The sequence below is a fragment of the Antrihabitans spumae genome (assembly GCF_043944905.1).
GTDB classification, from domain to species: domain Bacteria; phylum Actinomycetota; class Actinomycetes; order Mycobacteriales; family Mycobacteriaceae; genus Antrihabitans; species Antrihabitans spumae.
In genome coordinates this window covers 16470-34089 of the sequence record NZ_JBIMSN010000163.1, presented here as the reverse complement: position 1 = coordinate 34089, position 17620 = coordinate 16470, and the positions used below count along the sequence as shown (strand labels likewise).

The 17620-nt window shown below is 61.6% G+C and carries 17 protein-coding genes; 4 read left to right on the top strand and 13 right to left on the bottom strand.

Annotated features, from left to right (window positions below):
* Positions 1-155: 155 nt before the first annotated feature.
* The 5 genes from ACHIRB_RS30450 to ACHIRB_RS30430 all read right to left on the bottom strand — a co-directional run bounded on the left by ACHIRB_RS30450 (position 156) and on the right by ACHIRB_RS30430 (position 4594).
* Complete coding sequence (locus ACHIRB_RS30450) at positions 156-866, bottom strand: hypothetical protein (protein ID WP_395113346.1); 711 nt, start codon at positions 864-866, stop codon at positions 156-158.
* A 260-nt stretch (positions 867-1126) separates the two neighbouring features.
* On the bottom strand, positions 1127-1999 hold the full coding sequence (locus tag ACHIRB_RS30445) for a hypothetical protein (protein ID WP_395113345.1): 873 nt from the start codon (positions 1997-1999) through the stop codon (positions 1127-1129).
* A 69-nt stretch (positions 2000-2068) separates the two neighbouring features.
* The gene (locus tag ACHIRB_RS30440) at positions 2069-3136 is read right to left on the bottom strand and encodes a hypothetical protein (protein ID WP_395113344.1); all 1068 of its coding nucleotides are present in this window, start codon (positions 3134-3136) and stop codon (positions 2069-2071) included.
* On the bottom strand, positions 3133-3450 hold the full coding sequence (locus tag ACHIRB_RS30435) for a hypothetical protein (RefSeq protein WP_395113343.1): 318 nt from the start codon (positions 3448-3450) through the stop codon (positions 3133-3135). Before ACHIRB_RS30435 ends, ACHIRB_RS30440 begins: the two co-directional genes overlap by 4 nt.
* A 112-nt stretch (positions 3451-3562) precedes the next feature.
* Entirely contained in the window at positions 3563-4594 is a 1032-nt protein-coding gene (locus ACHIRB_RS30430; RefSeq protein ID WP_395113342.1) for an alpha/beta fold hydrolase, read from the bottom strand.
* A gap of 334 nt (positions 4595-4928) precedes the next feature.
* On the opposite strand from ACHIRB_RS30430, the gene ACHIRB_RS30425 reads away from it, so the two are divergent.
* Entirely contained in the window at positions 4929-5363 is a 435-nt protein-coding gene (locus tag ACHIRB_RS30425; RefSeq protein WP_395113341.1) for a hypothetical protein, read from the top strand.
* A 51-nt stretch (positions 5364-5414) separates the two neighbouring features.
* On the opposite strand, the gene ACHIRB_RS30420 is transcribed toward ACHIRB_RS30425, so the two are convergent.
* The 4 genes from ACHIRB_RS30420 to ACHIRB_RS30405 all read right to left on the bottom strand — a co-directional run bounded on the left by ACHIRB_RS30420 (position 5415) and on the right by ACHIRB_RS30405 (position 7652).
* Complete coding sequence (locus tag ACHIRB_RS30420; RefSeq protein ID WP_395113340.1) at positions 5415-5750, bottom strand: hypothetical protein; 336 nt, start codon at positions 5748-5750, stop codon at positions 5415-5417.
* 90 nt (positions 5751-5840) lie between these two features.
* A complete protein-coding gene (locus ACHIRB_RS30415) occupies positions 5841-6563 on the bottom strand; it encodes an HNH endonuclease family protein (RefSeq protein ID WP_395113339.1) in 723 nt (240 codons plus the stop codon).
* Positions 6560-6853, bottom strand: coding sequence for a hypothetical protein (locus ACHIRB_RS30410; RefSeq protein WP_395113338.1), 294 nt, complete (start codon positions 6851-6853; stop codon positions 6560-6562). Before ACHIRB_RS30410 ends, ACHIRB_RS30415 begins: the two co-directional genes overlap by 4 nt.
* Before the next feature lie 223 nt (positions 6854-7076).
* Positions 7077-7652 (bottom strand): hypothetical protein, encoded by a 576-nt coding sequence (locus ACHIRB_RS30405; protein WP_395113337.1) that lies wholly within the window; start codon positions 7650-7652, stop codon positions 7077-7079.
* 1512 nt (positions 7653-9164) lie between these two features.
* Between ACHIRB_RS30405 and ACHIRB_RS30400 the strand changes: the two genes are divergently transcribed.
* On the top strand, positions 9165-9629 hold the full coding sequence (locus ACHIRB_RS30400) for a helix-turn-helix domain-containing protein (RefSeq protein WP_395113336.1): 465 nt from the start codon (positions 9165-9167) through the stop codon (positions 9627-9629).
* Positions 9630-9655: 26 nt separating this feature from the next.
* Here ACHIRB_RS30400 and ACHIRB_RS30395 read toward each other — a convergent pair whose 3' ends face one another.
* The 4 genes from ACHIRB_RS30395 to ACHIRB_RS30380 form a co-directional block, all read right to left on the bottom strand.
* Positions 9656-10000: a hypothetical protein gene (locus ACHIRB_RS30395; protein ID WP_395113335.1), complete on the bottom strand. Its 345-nt coding sequence runs from the start codon at positions 9998-10000 to the stop codon at positions 9656-9658.
* 50 nt (positions 10001-10050) lie between these two features.
* On the bottom strand, positions 10051-12405 hold the full coding sequence (locus tag ACHIRB_RS30390) for an FtsK/SpoIIIE domain-containing protein (RefSeq protein ID WP_395113334.1): 2355 nt from the start codon (positions 12403-12405) through the stop codon (positions 10051-10053).
* Positions 12402-12680, bottom strand: coding sequence for a hypothetical protein (locus ACHIRB_RS30385; RefSeq protein ID WP_395113333.1), 279 nt, complete (start codon positions 12678-12680; stop codon positions 12402-12404). Before ACHIRB_RS30385 ends, ACHIRB_RS30390 begins: the two co-directional genes overlap by 4 nt.
* Positions 12681-13512: 832 nt before the next feature.
* Positions 13513-13992: a hypothetical protein gene (locus tag ACHIRB_RS30380; RefSeq protein WP_395113332.1), complete on the bottom strand. Its 480-nt coding sequence runs from the start codon at positions 13990-13992 to the stop codon at positions 13513-13515.
* Positions 13993-14703: 711 nt separating this feature from the next.
* Here ACHIRB_RS30380 and ACHIRB_RS30375 point away from each other — a divergent pair.
* Both ACHIRB_RS30375 and ACHIRB_RS30370 read left to right on the top strand, forming a co-directional pair.
* Complete coding sequence (locus tag ACHIRB_RS30375; protein WP_395127829.1) at positions 14704-15258, top strand: RNA polymerase sigma factor; 555 nt, start codon at positions 14704-14706, stop codon at positions 15256-15258.
* Positions 15259-15466: 208 nt separating this feature from the next.
* Complete coding sequence (locus ACHIRB_RS30370) at positions 15467-15940, top strand: hypothetical protein (RefSeq protein ID WP_395127828.1); 474 nt, start codon at positions 15467-15469, stop codon at positions 15938-15940.
* Positions 15941-17620: the final 1680 nt, after the last annotated feature.

Here is a 17620-nt window from a genome sequence, read left to right as displayed (position 1 = left end):
GACAGCCGCGGATACAACGACGTAGACTTGCCCACCAGATTGGTGCTTCGATCCTTGAGATACTTCAGCCCTCAGCATGCCGAATTATCCCTGGTCAGAGCATCTTTCTTCATGAATGACACAGTCTCAGACTGAATTACGGTGAAAGCCGGAGGTTAGCGCGACGGCGGGATGGTTGTCAGGTCGCCGCCCCAGGTCATCCGTCCGGGCCAGCGTGGAGTGATGGTGACCGAGGTGAGTTGTTCGAGCGGAATCTCGTAGGCGAATGTCACCGTAACGACCCCGCCAGGCTGGATGAGACCAGTTCCGCTGAAGTCTGCGGGGCTTATGCCGTTGACGTCGCCGGCAATGATTGTGTGTTCGGCGGCTGTGCCACCAGGCCCGTAGTTGAGGTAGGGCGGCGACCAATCGGCAGCGTCGAGTGTTTTGTCTTTTGTCGCGCGTAGTTCGAACGAGATGAGCGTGAGCGGGCCGTCCGAGTCGAACTGGTTCGATGAGGGTCCTGATGTGACGCCGGAGATTCGAGCGGCGAGGCCGTCTGGGTAGGTGATTGTCCCAGCGATCGGCGCGGCTTTGTCGGTGGGAGGATCGGCGGGTTTGTCCTCGACGACCGATGGGGTGGCGCCGATGTTGGTGACTACTGGCTCGTCCTTGTCGCTTCCGAGAGCTGCGCCGAGTACGCCGATGAAGACGATGAATCCGACGACTGCTGCGGCGATGATGAGGAGTACTTTGCCGACGCCGAGACCCTTGGATGGGGGTGGCTGGTTAGGTGGGTAGGGGTATTGCGTTGGGGGATATCCAGGTGGGGGGCCGTACGGGTAGGGCTGATGTGGGGGTACTCCGTTTGGTGGTGGGTAGGTCATTGGGTACCCCTCCGGTGGTGCGTGCGTGTTCACCGGAGTATCCGGCACGGACCACCAGTTTTGTCAGGCTTCCGCAGGTCCGCTCGGATTCGTCGTCTCGGGAGTGGACTCCGGCACGGACACCACCTTGAAAGGCGCAGGGGCTCCGAAGATATCGGGATGAAACGTGATATCTGCACGTGATCGACGACCACGCCCCTCACTGCTATCAGTCTTATCTTTGTCGGACTCCGCGTTCTTCACAGCGTTCATCTCCTTCTTCAGCGTTTCGGTTCCGACACGTCGACGAGCTGTACGACCAATCGCTCGCCGGGAGGTTGACCCGGTCTCTCGTACGGCGCGAAATGTGTTCCGACTACTTGGAATTGGATTCCTCGTGGCAGCAGATGATGCGAGTTGTCCACCCGCGAGGAGTTTCCCATGTACATGCCACGATCGGTTTGGATCTCGAACACTGCATCTCCGGGTTGACAGGTCGGGTCGAGCTCGTGCATCGAGTGTGTCGCCCCGGTGAACCGGTCGAAGCACAGGACGGTTCCTGGTTGCAATGTCGACGGCAGGTCTCGAGGGTTGGACACTTTCGCCGGAACGCTGACGGCCACGTAGACCAGATGTCCACGTCCAGAGGCCTTTTCATAGCGTTGGATGGCTCGATCGACACGTTGCACGCGTTTGCGCTGATCGTCGTCGAGGCTTACCGCGTCTCCGGATACGTTCGATAAGGCGGCATTGGTGGAGTGCCATACCTTCGGATCGGATGCCAGCGCATCGAGAGCGCGGTACTGAGCGTCGGGCAAGGCGTCGAGCACTTGCCTTTTCGTGACCGAGCGGGCGTTGCGTTGCCGGGCACTCAAGGAGCGACGCAACTCTATTTCGGCAGGGAGTGGGCGCCGAAGTCGAGGGTTGTCGATTGGTGCTGGCGTGGCGCGGGGGAAGGCGCGGTTGAGGTCACGTTGTGCACGAGTGAGGCCGGCCAACTTTTCGGTGGCAATGTCCAGTTCGCGTGCGCCTTCGCGGATCTCGGAACGCTCATCGAAACGCTCCGAGGAGATGACGACACCCTCTTTTCTCGTCGACACGGCACTGTCGCCCAGATCGGGGTCGAATTTTCCGGGCCCGCGGTCCGGGCTCACAGCGTCGTGACTGCGCGATTTACCCACGAGGCTCAGACCTGGAGTGCAATCGCCGCAGCGCCGTCGACTTCATCGCGAGGGGTCGTTCCAGGAGGTGAATTCGACGACATCGCCATGCAACTGCATCAATGCGAGCGTCCGCGCGCGCCTGATGTCCGACACATCGAGTGCAGCGTGACCGACGTCTGCCGTGGCGAGCTCGTCGCCGGCGGCATTGACCAACAGTGCGTCGATTGCCGTGTCCTGCGACTCGGCTCGCTGCAACGACTCCTCCGCATCGATGAGCATCTGGAGCTGACGGAGGTCTTCCCGATAGGTCCACAGGGCGCACACCCGGCCTAGAAGTGCTCGACCGATCTCGTCGAGTGTCTGATATCGCTGACCGAGAGCAAGCCGTGCGGCGTCGGCTACCGCGCCTGTGCCCTGGTCCGGAGTTCCGAGCGCACCGCGCACGTCCGCCAAATCCGCAGCGTGGTCGAAGATCGCATTCAGTTGTACATCGATATCGAGTCGAACCGTGTGTTGGTCGAGCACGTTGCCGTCTCGCGGGTCGTTCCATATCCGAAGAGCTCGGATGGAATCGACCAAGCGCGACGCCACGATCACCGTGCGCAGTTCGAACAACGCAGGCCCCGCCGTCGCGTAGTTCTGCAGACGTGCGGCACTGGCCTGCACGAGTCGCTTCTCACGTGAACTCAGACGAAGTGGGTCGCGACGGATCCACCACCACACAGCACCACTTTCCAGGACCGCGGCCGCCGCCACCGCCGCAAGGAAGCCGGGGAGAAGGCCGACTTCGTCGGGAAGGAGACCGCTGAAGATGACGATGAGCCCCACAGCGATCGGGGCGAAAACGGGCAACGGGATCGGTAGGTTCTCCCTGCCGAGTCGGGCATTGGTGGTGATTGCGCGCCGCACTCGGGTCTTGCGGGGGTGAACATGGAGGTCGTCGTGGTCGATGTGGACTTTCGCACGTGCTGTGAGCGCTTTCGCGGTAGCCGGCGGCAGCGACTGCATGTGAATGCGATCCAACGCGGCTGCGAGTTCGCCGTCAACTACGCGCACAGTAATTTGGTCGATCAGATCGCGGACAGCGTCCTCCGCCTCCACCGGCGGCCGATCCGTTGCCCGCGTCATCGCTGCTCTCCGATGTCGGTGCCCCCGTAGAGACGACCCGCGACCACGACGACATCATCGAGTGAGGCGCGGACTGTGCCGCACGAGACGCACGTGGCGGGGAACTGCGGCGATCGCACTTGATCCCAATGTTGTTGGCACAGAAAGAAGCCGTGCACCTGGTCGTTGTTGCAGCACTCTCTCCAGCTCACCGCCCACTCCGCCGCCGGCACAGTCTCTTTCTCCATGCCGGTACTGGTCAGGCGATCGCACATGTCACACGCGAGTCCGAGTTGGGCAATGATGGGTTCGTCGCGACCACGATCCATAGTCAACGGCCTCTCTGACCTTTTTCTCGTTCGGCGGCTGTTTCGATTCCGGCAATGGGACTACTGCGAAGCGACGTCGCCAGCGCGGGTTGGGGGAACGCACCGAGCGCTCCGGCTGTCATGCGCCCACGCTCAACACTGGAGATGGGAATCCTGCGGGCTGTGAGGCTTCGACGCGGCCGAGCAACCGATCGAGGCTCGCTGAGACGATGTCGGGGCGTTCCAGCTCCACCATGTGCCGCGCCCCGGGCACCTCGACGAGTTCAGCCGTCGGGAGTGCACTGGCGAGCCGATGCGAATGCAGTATCGGCGTCACCTTGTCGTGGGTGCCGCACACGATGCTGACCGGGATCGAGGCGCACAGCGGCAATGCTCGGTTTTCGTCGAAGTCCTTGAACTCGGACAACAGTCGCGTCAACGTTGCGATCGGGGTGCGGTGGATCATGTCGTAGGACATGGACGCTGCCTGCGCGACAGGCGACTGCGCCATCGGAAAAGGGCAGGTAGTTCCGATCACTGGCGCGAGCAGTCGTCGCGTAAGGTCCCAGCCTCGCTGCAGCAATGTTGGCGCGAACTCCGCTGCGGCGCGCAGTACCGGCACGGCCGGCGTCGCGAGGAAGCGACCGATTCCACTGCCTGCGATGTCGCCGGCAGCCGTCGCGATGAGGCTGAGTCCAGCGAGGCGCTGTTCCGCCGTCGCTCGATGCGACGCGATATAGGACAGGACCGCCATTCCCCCCATCGAGTGTCCGACGAGGATCAGCGGACCTTGCGGCGCCATTGCTCGAATCACGGCGTCGAGATCGTGGCCGAGTTGGGTGATCGTGTAGCTCTCGACAGGTCCTTCCCCCGATCCGCCGTGTCCTCGGTGGTCGAAGAAGACCAGCCGAGCTCGACCGGACCATGCGTGTGCCAGCCTGATCCGCTGAGGTGCCCACGCCCCCATGTGCAGACAGAAGCCATGGGCGAAGACGACTGTTACTGGTGCTGCCCGAGAACCTATTTCACGAACTGCGAGTGGTGTTCCATCGTCGGCGACGACAACACTGCGGCGATCGAGGATGGTGGTCATAGGTGGACGGTAGGAGCGGGTGTGGACAGCGTTGACGACGCCGAGGCTGGTCCGGGTGGCCATGTGTATCTGCGTCACAACGACTTTCCTCCTGCTGCTGGCTGTTCTTACTTGGAGGAAGATCCGGCAATCGACATCTGTGTGACACCCGTGCGCGAATGTTCTTTTTGATCACGATCTGCGGGCTCAGCTGCGCCCGGGGCAGGCGGGGTCGGGCGGGGATTGGCGGGGTGTGCACAAGATCGACGATTGCCTTCCCGCGCATGCGGGCAGAGAGATGTCACCGGCCTGCTGCCGTAACAGACCGAGCATTGTCACCGACAGGGGACGGACCCGAGAAACTGCGGCGTAGACGTCGCAAGTCGCGGTTATTGGAACCGGGCGACCCCGTCACAACCCAGAAAGTCGAGTCATGCAAAGTAAGCTCGTCGTCGTACTTGTCGGAGCTCTCGCTCTCATTCTGTCCGCGTGTGGAGTCGACGATGCCGCGTCTGATTCTTCGCCGTCTTCCGTGGCGACAGCCACGACGGAGGCCGCAACGAGCACGCCAGTAGCGCTGCCTGCGCCTACCACGGTGGTGGAAACCGCGCCCGCGACGATCGAACCCGAGCCCGCAACAATCGTGGGCTGTCAATCCGGGTACAACCCGGTCGAGACGACCTGGTCGGACGGCACAGTGACCGGGTATTCGGACTATTGCCAGAACGTTCGCGACGTATTCGTCCAAGGCCAGATCGTGCCGGATTCCGGACCGACTGAATACGTTTGCGAGTCCGGCCTTCCCTGCGGGATCACCGAGGAGGACGGCGTTGTGTGCGATGACAGTGGTTGTCATTCCACCCGGTGACGTTTGCCCATCGAGGCGTGCGATCTCTTGCGCGACAACCGCGATCGACTGCTAGGTCGCTCCGAGAAAGAATCCGGCGACTGACTTGCCCACAGGCATGCTGGTCACCACGATCTCGTTGAGGCTGTGCGCAACTGCGCCGCATCGGCGACATTCGCCGGGGAGTGGCTGGTCTCGGATCATCGACCAATGCTCCGCGCACAGTAGGTAGTCGACCGGGCTGTCGGCCAGGCAACAATCCTTCACCACGACTGCCCATCGTGCCGCGCGGACAAAGGGCCGTCCACGATCGCCGGGAAGGTACTGCGGGAACTCCGCGCAGAATTCGCAGGGGATTTCCGACCACACAAACGTCGCCGACGTATCGTTACGATCGATATTGGCCATGTCCCCCTCCACCTCTCCCCGACTGTGGACGCGTCCATCCCTATTCTTACGCGGTGCGGCCCAGTTTTGGCGAGGCGATCGGACCGGATCTCATCTCGCGTGTTCCTGACAGGCAGACTGCGCAACGCGCACGTCGCCGACTGTGACGAGAAGGTCGTACTTGGCGGCCACGGTCAGGTAGCGGCGGGTGTACTCGCAACGAAAGGCAACATTGTCGGGCATCCAGTGATCGGGTCCACTGTCGGACTTGCGTTGGTTCTCCCGTCCGTCCACGGCAAAAAAGTTGTCCTGCAGATCATTTGCGAAACTCTTGCGTTGTTCCAATGTCCATGACGCTGCACCGGCATCCCATGCACGCGAGAGCGGAAACATGTGGTCGACGGCAACAGCTTTGGGTTCGCGAGAGGTGAACCGGACAGTCCGACCGGTGTAGGGCTCATCGAGTGTGCCTTCAAGCACTTTGCAGTTGTGTGTGCCGGGCTTGAACATCACATCCCGCATTGCGTAGGCCAGCAATTGATTTCGAGTGTCGCAGCCGTCATGCGAGCCCGGACCGATGTAGTCGTCGGTCCATGCAGGCCCGAAGACGCAGCCGTCGCGACGTCCACAGTCGCGGTCGTAGCCCGCCAGATCCGGCAGCTTCTCCACAATTCGGATGCGTGCCAGCAGGTCCGAAATTTCGGTCCCGGTTCCGACGTGCTGCGCCGGGGCGACGGGGCCGGGCGACACTGGCGCACTGAGCTTTTCGGGCACACACCCAGCGGCAAGGGTTGCCGACGCGACACACAGCAGGATGATCGTTCGGGCTTTCACTGTGACGCAATTTCGGTGGAGGCGGACAACTCGGGTGCAAGCCAGCTGACGATGCTCGGATGGGTACACGGCGCGGGCGACGCCACGAGCGATGGACGACCGAGAAACCCTGCGGGACTGCATTCTGGGCATCGCACCATGTCGATCATCCGCGCTACCGCGCGATAGGCAGAGGCGGCATCGGCGTGCTGCCCCATTGTGGCGACCACGGCATACACGAGGTGTGCAGCGTCTTCGAGGCCCTTCATGTAGCCAGGATCGGCAACGGAGCTCTGCTCGATCAGGTCCATTGTTGTTGTCCTGCAGGTTCATCGAAGGTACTGCCAATCTCTCCGTCGGCGGCTGTCGCCGACCACCAGGTGCCGCAGACCTCGCAGCGGAGTTCGCCGATACCGATGTCGACCGGTTGCGAACAATCCACGCAAACCATGTCGACGAGAGTGGAGGACGGATAGATCGAAGCCGCTGAAAGCGGTTCTTGTAGAGCATGTGTCGGCTTGTGCCTGGTTAAGGTCATGATGCGATCACGTCCACCAGATGATCGGATCCGGATGGATATCGCACAGACATAGGCACGATGTCTGCACAGCGATCCAGCTCGTCGAGAGCCTGGTGAATCCACTCTCTGGCAGTCGAGTCGTCGGGTGCGGCGAGCGCAAGCGCATGGAAGGCGAAACCAGCTGTATCGCAACCTTCCGGTGGTGCGTCGAGACATTCGAGAGCCAAAGCATGGGCGGCGGCGAGCGCCATGTACGCCGCGGTGGTACCGACGTCTTGTTGGTGTCGTGCCGCTCGGTCTGCGACATCGGCAGCAGTGGTCCACTCAGCAGCGAGCGTGGTGCGGGCGATCTGGCGTCGGCAGAGGTCGGAAATGTATTCGAGGCAGCGTAAACCGGCTGTGTCCAGCTGGCGGGTGTCGCGAAGCCGTCCGCTGAGTCCCCATGCCGAGTCGAGCAATTCGGCGAACCACAGCCAACGAACACTGGTTTCGGCGGTAGTGAAGTCGGCGTCGAGGAGACCCGACGCGAGACGCTCTGAGGCGTCGCGCGCAGAGAGTCGATCGAGGGCGATTGCGAACGATTCACACATGTCCGAACTCCGTTCGAGAGGTTCTGATGCTGGTTGTGTTGATCGGAATCGATGTGGCGACAATGCATCTGCGGCACATACGGACTGATCCGGAATGGGTTGAATCGTTCCCTGGCCGCCAGATTCATCTGCGTGAGCGGCGAGCGGTGCACGGGTGCGCGCCGCGTTGCGCGGCGGGGCAAGCCTGGGTTTGCGGGAGCGGCACACGCGCCTTGGTCGCCGACTTGCGATGCTGGCGTCGCTCGCGCCGTCGTCGCTGCCACGTCGGTCTCATGCCGGGAGCGACTCATCTCTCGATGCGCCGACTCTGCGGTGATGCCGAGAGCGTGAGCGAGCCTGGGCGCAGACCATTTCCGCTGCACTGCCAACCGCACGAGAGTGCGCTTGTCGGCGACACGAAGTGCAACACGGTCACCACGAACCGCACGGATGATCGCTGCGTGATCTTCTTCCTGGATCGGACCGCGAACGCGATCTTGCCGGGCCGCTCGTGGGTGATCGATGTCGTCGTCGTCCCAGCCGAGCGGGGGAACGACGCCTGCAGCTCGCGCACTGGTACGGAGGTCGTGGTCCGGACCGAGAGTCATGGAGAGTTCGTCGTAGACCTCAACGATGTTGTGCCACAGGGTGGATGCGATCAGCTCCGCCTTCGGCATTTCGGTGATAGTGGCAGGGGGGACGTTGAGCCGAGCAGCGATATCGGCGTCGTTGTAGCCCATGGCGTTGAGTGCACGTAGTCGGCGGTGTGCGCCGATCGAGGGAGTCAGCGTTCGGCCGCGGGTGGGGTGAAAGGTGATCGCGAGCAATGCTTCTGCGATGCGCGTGGGAATGACAGTTGTCCGTGGAGAGCGTGCCTTCGCGACATCTGTGACTGCCACTACCGCGATCTCGGCGATGAGCTCGAGTGTCATGCCCGCACATGCGAGCGCCTTGACGTGATAGCGGATGTCGGCGGCGGGAACAGACAGTTCCGGGTTCCGATTCCCGGCGCGGCGAGCAGCTGTCCAAGGCTGCCCGCCGCTATCCCGGGTGCCCGTTTGATGATGTGAGGTCAGGGACCAACCGTCGTCACATCTGGGCGAAATCGGCCGGGGCGGGAGCCCGGCCTCGTTCAGTCTAGCGAGTGAGATCGCGCCGGACGCCTGCGAATCGGAGGTTCGAGCAGGCCGTTTGGCAGCGGAAGTTTTTGGGGCGGGGTGAACGGCAGTGAGGGTCATCGAAAGCTCGTTTCGCTTCTGCGGTTGGTCGGACCGCAACACGGTGTTTGGACGGTGAGCGCCGCGCGGCGCGCTGGCTATCGCGGGGGCTGCGGGAGCCATGGGACTTCCTCGTCGACAGGGGTGATTCCGACATCGGGCCAGGTGTGGCGGTGACGATCGTGAACATGTGGCGCGGAGGTGTGCACGTCGTGGGACGCAGATGCTGCGGAGGTGATGCTGTGGGTAAAAGTCGCCATCGAACACTCCATCGTTTTTATAGTTGGTGTTTTCAGATGGTATCTATAGTCATCGTATGATGTCCAGCGATGAGCGCGAGAAAACGGTGAGCCCACGCCAGGCACTGAACGGTTTCGTTCCTGCTGCCTTGGAGTCCGCGCGCGATAACGCCGGCATGACCCGGGGAACCCTCGCTCGCAAAATCGGTGTGGACCCCACCACGATCCACGGCTGGGAAACCGGCCGAAGCCACCCCACGCCGGATCTGCTCGCCCGCGCCGCCGAGGAACTCGGCATCCTTGTCGATGCCTTGGTCGACATCGATCCCGATCAACGCACTCTCACCGACCTGCGTGTCCTCGCCGGGCTCACACAGCGACAACTCGCTGACCGCATCGGATTGAGCCAACCCACTGTTGGTCGCATCGAACGCGGAGAAGCTCGACTGACCGACCCAGCGGCCGAGCTGCTCGCATCCACTCTCGGGTTGCCGCTGCCGATCGTTCGAGACGCACACCGACGCGCCAGAGACGCCGACTGAACCGTCATCGATCTCGATCGGCGACATCATTTCCGATCACCCATCCGCAGCCGATTCTGACGATTCAGATCGACGCGGCGCCGAATTCCACTGAACGCCAACGCCGCTGCGACCGACAACAGCGCGACGACCAGCACGATTCGACGCAGATCCAACCCCGCCCCGTCCCCGCCTGGAACCGCATACAGCGGTGACTGCGCAGCGGCGACGAGAAGGTTGTGCGCGACCAACCAGGCTGTCGCCTTCGCCGACATCGCAGGCAACGCCGCGAACGCCATTCCGAGAACGAACGGCGCAACCATCAGCAGGGTGAGCTGATCTTCCGACGACACCTGCGGGTAGTTCTTACTGGGCGGTTGTGGTGGGTGCATTCGATTCCTCCGGTGACGGTGGCGGGATAGCTACGACAAAGCAGGGCGCGTCACACGCCGACATAGATGGGTTTGGGCCGCCGAATGGACACCGCGGAACTGTCGGGAAGCGCGAGCTCACCGACCTCGTCGCTGTCACTGCGCCAGGTCAGCGACAGCAGATCGTCTTCGACGATGTCGGGCTCAGGGTCGGTGTCGACGACAACCCAGTCGCCGGACTCTTCGAGGTAGAGCAGGTCCCCCAGCGTGACCTCGCACGCTGCGATTTCGACGATCGGGCCGTACTCGTCGTCTTCTGGATCCGACCCGTCGCTCTCGGGGGCATCGTCTTCCGGATCTGCGACCAGCGTGAGCTTCGCCGCGCTGCGACGTCCACTCGACTTACTCGGCCCAGCACTCTGCGAGGTGGCAGCGAGCTTGTCCAGCAGCCGTGACGCCTCTGCCGAACGCGCCGCAGTATCGACGCGCGCGACGATCGGAGCTACGCACGGGCCGACATCACCTGGCTCGTCATTCACATTCGACGACGAGGCTTCCGGCTGCAGTAAGCCCAGAAGCGCTGTCGGAGAGGAAATTCGCGCACCGGTCGCCCGATTCATCTTGCGGCGCCGCAATACCGGATCCAGATCCGGACGCGAGCCCGCCAACACCCACTCCGCGTCGACGAAGTCGTAGTAGGTAAGCGGAGCCACCTTCACTTTCTCGTCGTCGGCGTCGATGTCGGTCTTAGCTTCCGGCGGCACGATCAGCAGCCGAGGATGGCGAGTGACTTTGGGCCGCAACGAGTCCAGCAACTCGGCCTCGAAACTTCCGGCTACCACCTTGCGTGGATCCGGCACGCGGTAGCACTGGATCTCGATCGGTTTGTGGTTGTCACTGACGGTCGTTCCTCGGCCACGGCAACCTCGCGGAACGCTGGTTCCGATCGCCGGGGACTGCCACATCATCAACGCGCCCTGCGGGGACAGTCGACCCATCGAGATACGCATCGAGAAGTTGTCACGCATGTCGCCGACGAAGTAGAGCGCGTCGGGGCGCTGCGTACCGAACACCAGGTGCACACGTGAGGTACGCGCCTTACGTGCCATCGACGCGAGCAATCCCAGAACCGGTGGCTGCCGAGGATCACCTTTGCTTTTGATCTGCGTGTACCAGGCCTCGACGTTGCCCCGGAACTCTGCCCACTCGTCGAGGAACACCAGCACCGGCTCGAAATCGGCTTCGGTTGCCTCACCGCTGACGATCGACTGGTACCGAAACTCCATCAGCTCATGCGCACGATGGACCATCGCGACCTGCTGTTCGATGGTCGTTGCGACCACCTGTACGTTCGGCCAATCCTGATACCCAAGGAACTCGACGTACTTGCCGTCGAGCACCCAGATCGGCCACCCGTGACGGGCAAAGCTGACCAGCAGGTTGTGCGCGGTCACGGTCTTACCTGTGCCCGGGGTGCCAATCAGCATCAGGTTCGGATCGATCGCCGGCCGCCAGAAGACTTCATTGCCGTCTTCGTCGATGCCGTAGGGGATCTCGACTTTGTCGTAGGTGGCGAGCAGATTTTCCTCGACGTCGACATCGACGACGGGCAACCAGACCGAGTCGGGAAAAGCTGTGCGCTGTTCGAAACGCACCCAGTCGGTGTGCAGGTTCCATTTCGCCCGCCACCGACCGGGCAATGTGGCACCGACACCACGCTCGATACGCGTCCGATAGCCGTCGGATTCCAGCTTCGCGCCGAGCTCGTGACGAACCTCCATCGACGTCACATCACCGGTGTCGGCGGATACATCGATCGCACTCACTGTCGCCGAAGGCCCCAACAACTGCGCAACGATCCGCTTGGCGCGGATGACATGGTCACTATCGGACGCCGAGGGTTCGGGCGGTTCCGCGGCGTAGAACGTGAGCCGCCGGCGCGCGTGATCATGCCGATCGAGTTCGAAGAAACCCCACCCGTGCGCTTCGAACACCGCAGCAATGTCGTCGATCCAGGTCGAATCGTTGACCGCTTGTGCAGAGTCGTAGTGAACGACGAGCTTCTCCGGCAGTCCTGGCCACTCCCACCCTCGCAGCCAGCGCTTCACGATCAGGGCCGCGCGCGTTGCTTCGGGTAGTCCCAGGATCGGGCACACGTCTTCGATGACCTCGTCGAGGAGTGCGTCGCGCAGCTCCTTGCGCCGCCCGAAGATCGCTGTCGCGATCGAAGCGAACGTGGCCACGGCGGCGGCCGGCCCTGCCCATGGATCGAGACCAACGATCGGCGCGCCGGCAAAGGCACCGACCGCGGACACTCCGAAACAGAAGCTGTCGCGCCGATAGGTGTGATGCCGCGGAGGCAAGGACGGCACCCGCGGCGAGCGGGTGAACCGCGCCCCGGGTTGTTGTTGCAATGGGGCACTCATCGACGACCGCCGGCCACAGCGAGTTCGGCGATTTCATCGGCGGACTCCAGCGACGCAATCGTGTGGGCATCCAGCTCCGCTATCGCCACGCGACGTTCTGCATGCTGCCGACGTGTACGTCTCAAACGAACAGTCAGTGTCGTGGTCGGTGTCGTGTACTCCCCAGCCCGATCGCAGACGCGGCACTGCTCTCGGCCGTACTCGACAAGGTCGACAGGCCATCCGTCGGCAAGTACTTCGACCACGGTCGCCGGCCACCCGGTTGCTTCGCCCACGATGTCCTCCTGGTCTTCGAGGTCGCTCGCCGATACCGACGAGCCCTTCTGACTGGAGGAAGATCCGCCCGCAAATCACCGTGTGACAGCGGACGCCAAGATTTTCTCGACACGTTCCGCCTATCGAGGGGTCCGGCGCGCTACGACCGCCCGAAAAGGCAGTGGCTCGGAGTGCCAAGCAACCCGCGAGAGACAACCTCGGGACGCTACCTAGACGGTATTGGTACGCAAACGGGATGCCTCCCATACGCGAATCACCCGGAGTTGGCGGACATATGTAGGACAACAGAATCGAGCGATATCTCCCACCTGCCTTCGATGACGGTGTGACTTCTACTCGCTCAGCGGCTACATCGCCCGCACCGATGCATCCCTAGAGCGCCAGCATTTCGACACGCTCACTGACCAGCAAATGGTGCCCACCCCTTGACACGTCGATTACGCTCCGAGACTGAATCGAGCTTGCGAGACTCCGAGGATCGGAGCGAAACTCCGCGTAGGGGAACATATTCGCCGCAGGCAACAACGCGGTACACCTCGATCGCAGTCCCGACATCTTCGAATCGACGCCAATCGGACACACCGGAGACGCACCCGGAAGCACACCATCGACCGTGTAAACGGTCTGCGGAAGGTGCCATCTGTCCCGTACCAAGGCCGTATCGCAGGCAAATGTAGCGCGTCCCGGTTACGAATCGGAGCGCCAGGATGCGGCGTTGATACGCCTGGGTCCCTGCTGTGAAACTCCGCTGGCACGCTGCTCTGTCGATATTTGCGAGGCTGTCTTCCGCCACCAGAACATAGGCAACATGCCCGTCCTCACCCTGGTTGTTTACGTAGCGCGGATGACGCGCTTCCATCCGTTCGAGGCCGTGAAGCTTAGGACCTGATCACCAACAACGACAATGAGGACGTCGATCTCCGCGGGCAGATTCAGCGACTGGCTCGGCACGGATTCCGTGTCCGGAAAGTCCTTGGTCAAAGACAGTAGAAGCGACAAACTCTGTGATCCGGAGCTTGCAACGACGAGTACCGCGACGCGGCGACAGTCCTCCTGCGAGAGGGAGTCGCGCACGTTCGTCGACCCGGTATCGAGCCAGTGTTGCAGAGGATCGAGGACCGCCCGATCCAGGTCGATTGCCCGACCATGGCCGTAGACACGGCCTTCGAGGAAAACTCCTGGCGGGAGCTCTCCCGGATCCTGAAGAACACTGCACGGACCGCCGCCGAGCAATTTACCGATCCGATTCTGCAGGCAATTGCGATACCCGGCCCAGTACACATAGATGGCGGAGAAGAGGCCGAGCGGCACGCCATACTCACTGCATCAATGTTCGGGATCGAGTGGGGCTGATGGTTGCTTGGAATATGAACTGGCTCGCTATGACTGCGCTCGTTATTGCAGGCCCGCGCTCGGCCACTCCGGGAGCGGCGGGCGACGAGCGAGCATCGTTCGTGCGCCGTGAATGGACAAGCGCATGCGTTTCCGGTTCGAAACTGCCATGAGCGGCAGCGGTGGCCGAGGTTGGCGTGTATCTGATTCGAACGTTTTTAGTGTTGACCTTGTCTGTCTCTGTATCGGCCTGCATCGATACGAACGGAGTGGACGGATGGCACGACGTACAGAATGGAGAACCCTGTTCGAAGCGATCGAGACCGCTGGGTGGCGGTACAGACGTTGCAAGCACGGCATCTACGTCTACCCGTCGGCACGGGGGGTAGCGCCGGTCACGATCCCCGGCACCCCGGGTGAGTTCCGATCACTGCGAAATACGGTTGCAGCGCTCCGCCGGGCGGGGCCTTCCCGGTATCTAGACGGGGTAACGATGTTGGGCGTGGGGAGATCGCAGTGTGCAACCGAATCAGGTAACGCGTTCAAGCGAACGTTTTGATCCGCGCAGCAGTCTATTGGAGTAGCAACGATCTCGAGGTCCAGATACGAGAGGTAGGTGACTTGGTGACGATAGGTAGTCGAGCAGGACAGGGTGACTTCGTGATGGAGGCGCTAGAGGAGCGCTTCGCGATGACAATCAAGGAAATCAATCGACTCTTGATTCGTGCGGCAGCAGAAATCTGTGGCGCGCAGGGCTATAGCGCGGATGCCGAGGACATCGCACAAGAGGCGATGATCAACCTCATCCGCAGCTTAGGAAGGCCGGTGAGTGTCGACTCTCCGTATTCATACCTAATGCGAGTCGTTGTGAACACTTACTTGACGTGGGCTGCGAAGACGGATCGCCCAGGTCGTTTGGGTCCAAGTCGGCCGGTAACACTCGATGAACGGCCAGAGCCGCCAAACGAAGTCCAGCTGTCGCCTCATCGTGTCACGGTCCATAACATCGCGCGCACAACAGTTCTCGGTGGGATAGCCGAACTCGGCCCCGCTCACCGTCGGACCGCACTGTTGTTGTGGGACAAAGACAGCTACGAGTTCGACAGATTTTCAGCCGTCGAAGCTGGACGCATTCTCGGTGTTCCAGCGGGAACTATTCGTCGACAACGCGCCGACATCCGGAAGAGGATCGCTCAGGTGTATCCGGAACTGCGCGACCTGATTCGAGACGCAACCGAATACTGAAGTCATCTGAGCGTCGGGGTTAACGACTGCCAGCCTATTTGTGAGGAAAAGGAACACCGTGACGAACGAACACGAGAACATCGACAACGCACCCGAGAATCACGCCGAATACGAGGCGTTGATGGACCTTCTTATGCACTCCAATCTCGCGCAGCCTCTGCGAGACGACGCACACGAACAACATGCGGAAGCAACAGCGTTACGCCGCATGATGGTCAACCTCGGCCAGGACAGTTCTCAAGTCGACGACTACTTGACTGACGCCAACCTGAAGGATTCGATCGCAGACTGGGCGGAATCCACGCTGTCGCACCGGGGCGACAATAGCGGTGACCACATCTTCGAAATCGTCTCGGAAGATCCCGTTGTCCGTGGACTCCTGGGCGGAGACATGAGCGATACCGCAGAAATGAGTATCACGGCTGACCAGGGCGTTGACACCGTGCGTCTGCACGCCTCGATCCCCGTTACTGAGACGCCGCAAAGCGGCGCCGAGCACTTAGTTGCCGCCGTCGAGTTCACCAACGATTCTCGCGTCATTCGGTTTCCGTTGGTGGCCACGAACATCGGCGATGAGCGGTTCCCCCTACCCGCTTGGGTCGGCTCTGTCACTGTGTTTCGACCACGCGGATCCCTGCGTAAAGGATGGATTGAACACAGTGCGGCCATCGACCATGACTGAGAAGACCGATGTGTGGGAGAACTGGGATGCGGTTCTATCGGCCGCGAGTTCGGCAAAACATGACCACCGATGCGAACTGCTGGTGTGCATCTGCATAGCCGGGTCAAAACTCGTCAACGAGTCACTGACCAGTCTTCGTATTGGAGGGTTTCCCTCAGGGAGACCTCGCAAAAAGACAATCCGGGCCGCCGCAGCACAACTTCTGGACACTGAGATCGAAGGTTGGCCTTCCGAGCGAAGCGCTGGATACAGAGTCTTAGGGCAGTGCAATCTCCTCTATCAAGCCACCGGGTCCGACGCTGACGGAGAACTTTCACCTGCGCTTGAGAACGCGCGCCGCGCAGTAGCCGACATATCTTCTGCCGACGACCCATTGATTGCAGGCTACGCACATTTTGTACTCGGAAGCCGACTGAAATCGATGAATGCTCACTCGACAGCAGCTCATGAATTTGCCGTCTCTCGGGAGCTCGTTGTCGCGGCGGGAGCCGACGTGGAAGCTCACTGGCTGTTTCGAGTCGCGCCCTTCTTAGAGAAGGATGCCCATCCGTCGTTTGCTTTCAAATTGGTCTATCGGTGCATGCTGTATTCCATCTCGAGACATATCGATGCCCTTGACGTGTCGTCGGCTCAGCGGTCGGCCGACGAACTCGTCCTACTCGCATCGTCCGCGCCGGCCCGCGCCAAAGATCTGAGCTGGGCGCTGTCACGTAGGGCGCGTGTCGAGCGAGCGCGCAGGGACGTCCAGGCATTCCTGTCAACCGAGCGGGAGCTCAGCACCCTCGCGGAGCAGCACCCCGACGACATTCCTATGCAGATGTACTGGATGGGGTGCGTCAGCGAGAACGCTCGTAAGCTCACCGATTTCGGGCGCTCGACGCAATATCTGCAGAGGCGAATAGCGCTTCGTGTGCGACGGCTGGGAGACGACGTTGCGCCGGAAGCGATACGCGGTGATACCGCCATGGCGTTGGTTGCGAGATACACGCAAGCACGATCGGTCACCCTACTTTCAAACCTAGGCAACGACCTGTACGACCTCGCATTGAACCTCTACGACTCCGGTGCGATCGCAAAGGATCGCACGGCAAGAGACAACGCGTTGGCGCTACTCGACGCAGCCGAACACGCTTGGCGTGACTTCGCTGGAAACGGTCGCCATGCAGTCGCGATTTCGCGGGCGCGTATAGAACTTCTGGATGCGAATCCACCCATAGCCGATCTGACAAACCGACTACTGATCGCCAATGACGGTGCAACTCAAAGCAACACTCGTCGGCGGGCTCTACATGCCGCAGTTAGATACGGAACGGTGGGCAGTTCGGAAGTAGGCGCGCGGATCACGCAGCGACTCACCGAGCTCGATCCTCGGCATCACGTCGAGCGAGCCCTTTTGCGTGGTCTGCAGACGGAGTTCAAATTTCGTGCCGCCCAGTCGCCTGTTTCTGTACCCGACAAAGACGCAGAGGCAGAGGCACTGGACACTGCACGTTTGCTCCGGCCGGGACTCGTATCGCTGGACCTAGATCTCGAGTCAGTGGCATGGCGGGCCGCAGCCGCCGCCGTGGGCGATGATCCGAATCGCGGCGCGGAGAAACTCGAAAGACTCTTGCACGCGATTACCTGTGTCGCAGAGCTGATGGTAACTATCTCGACAACTGCGGATCGTGCGGCTGCAGC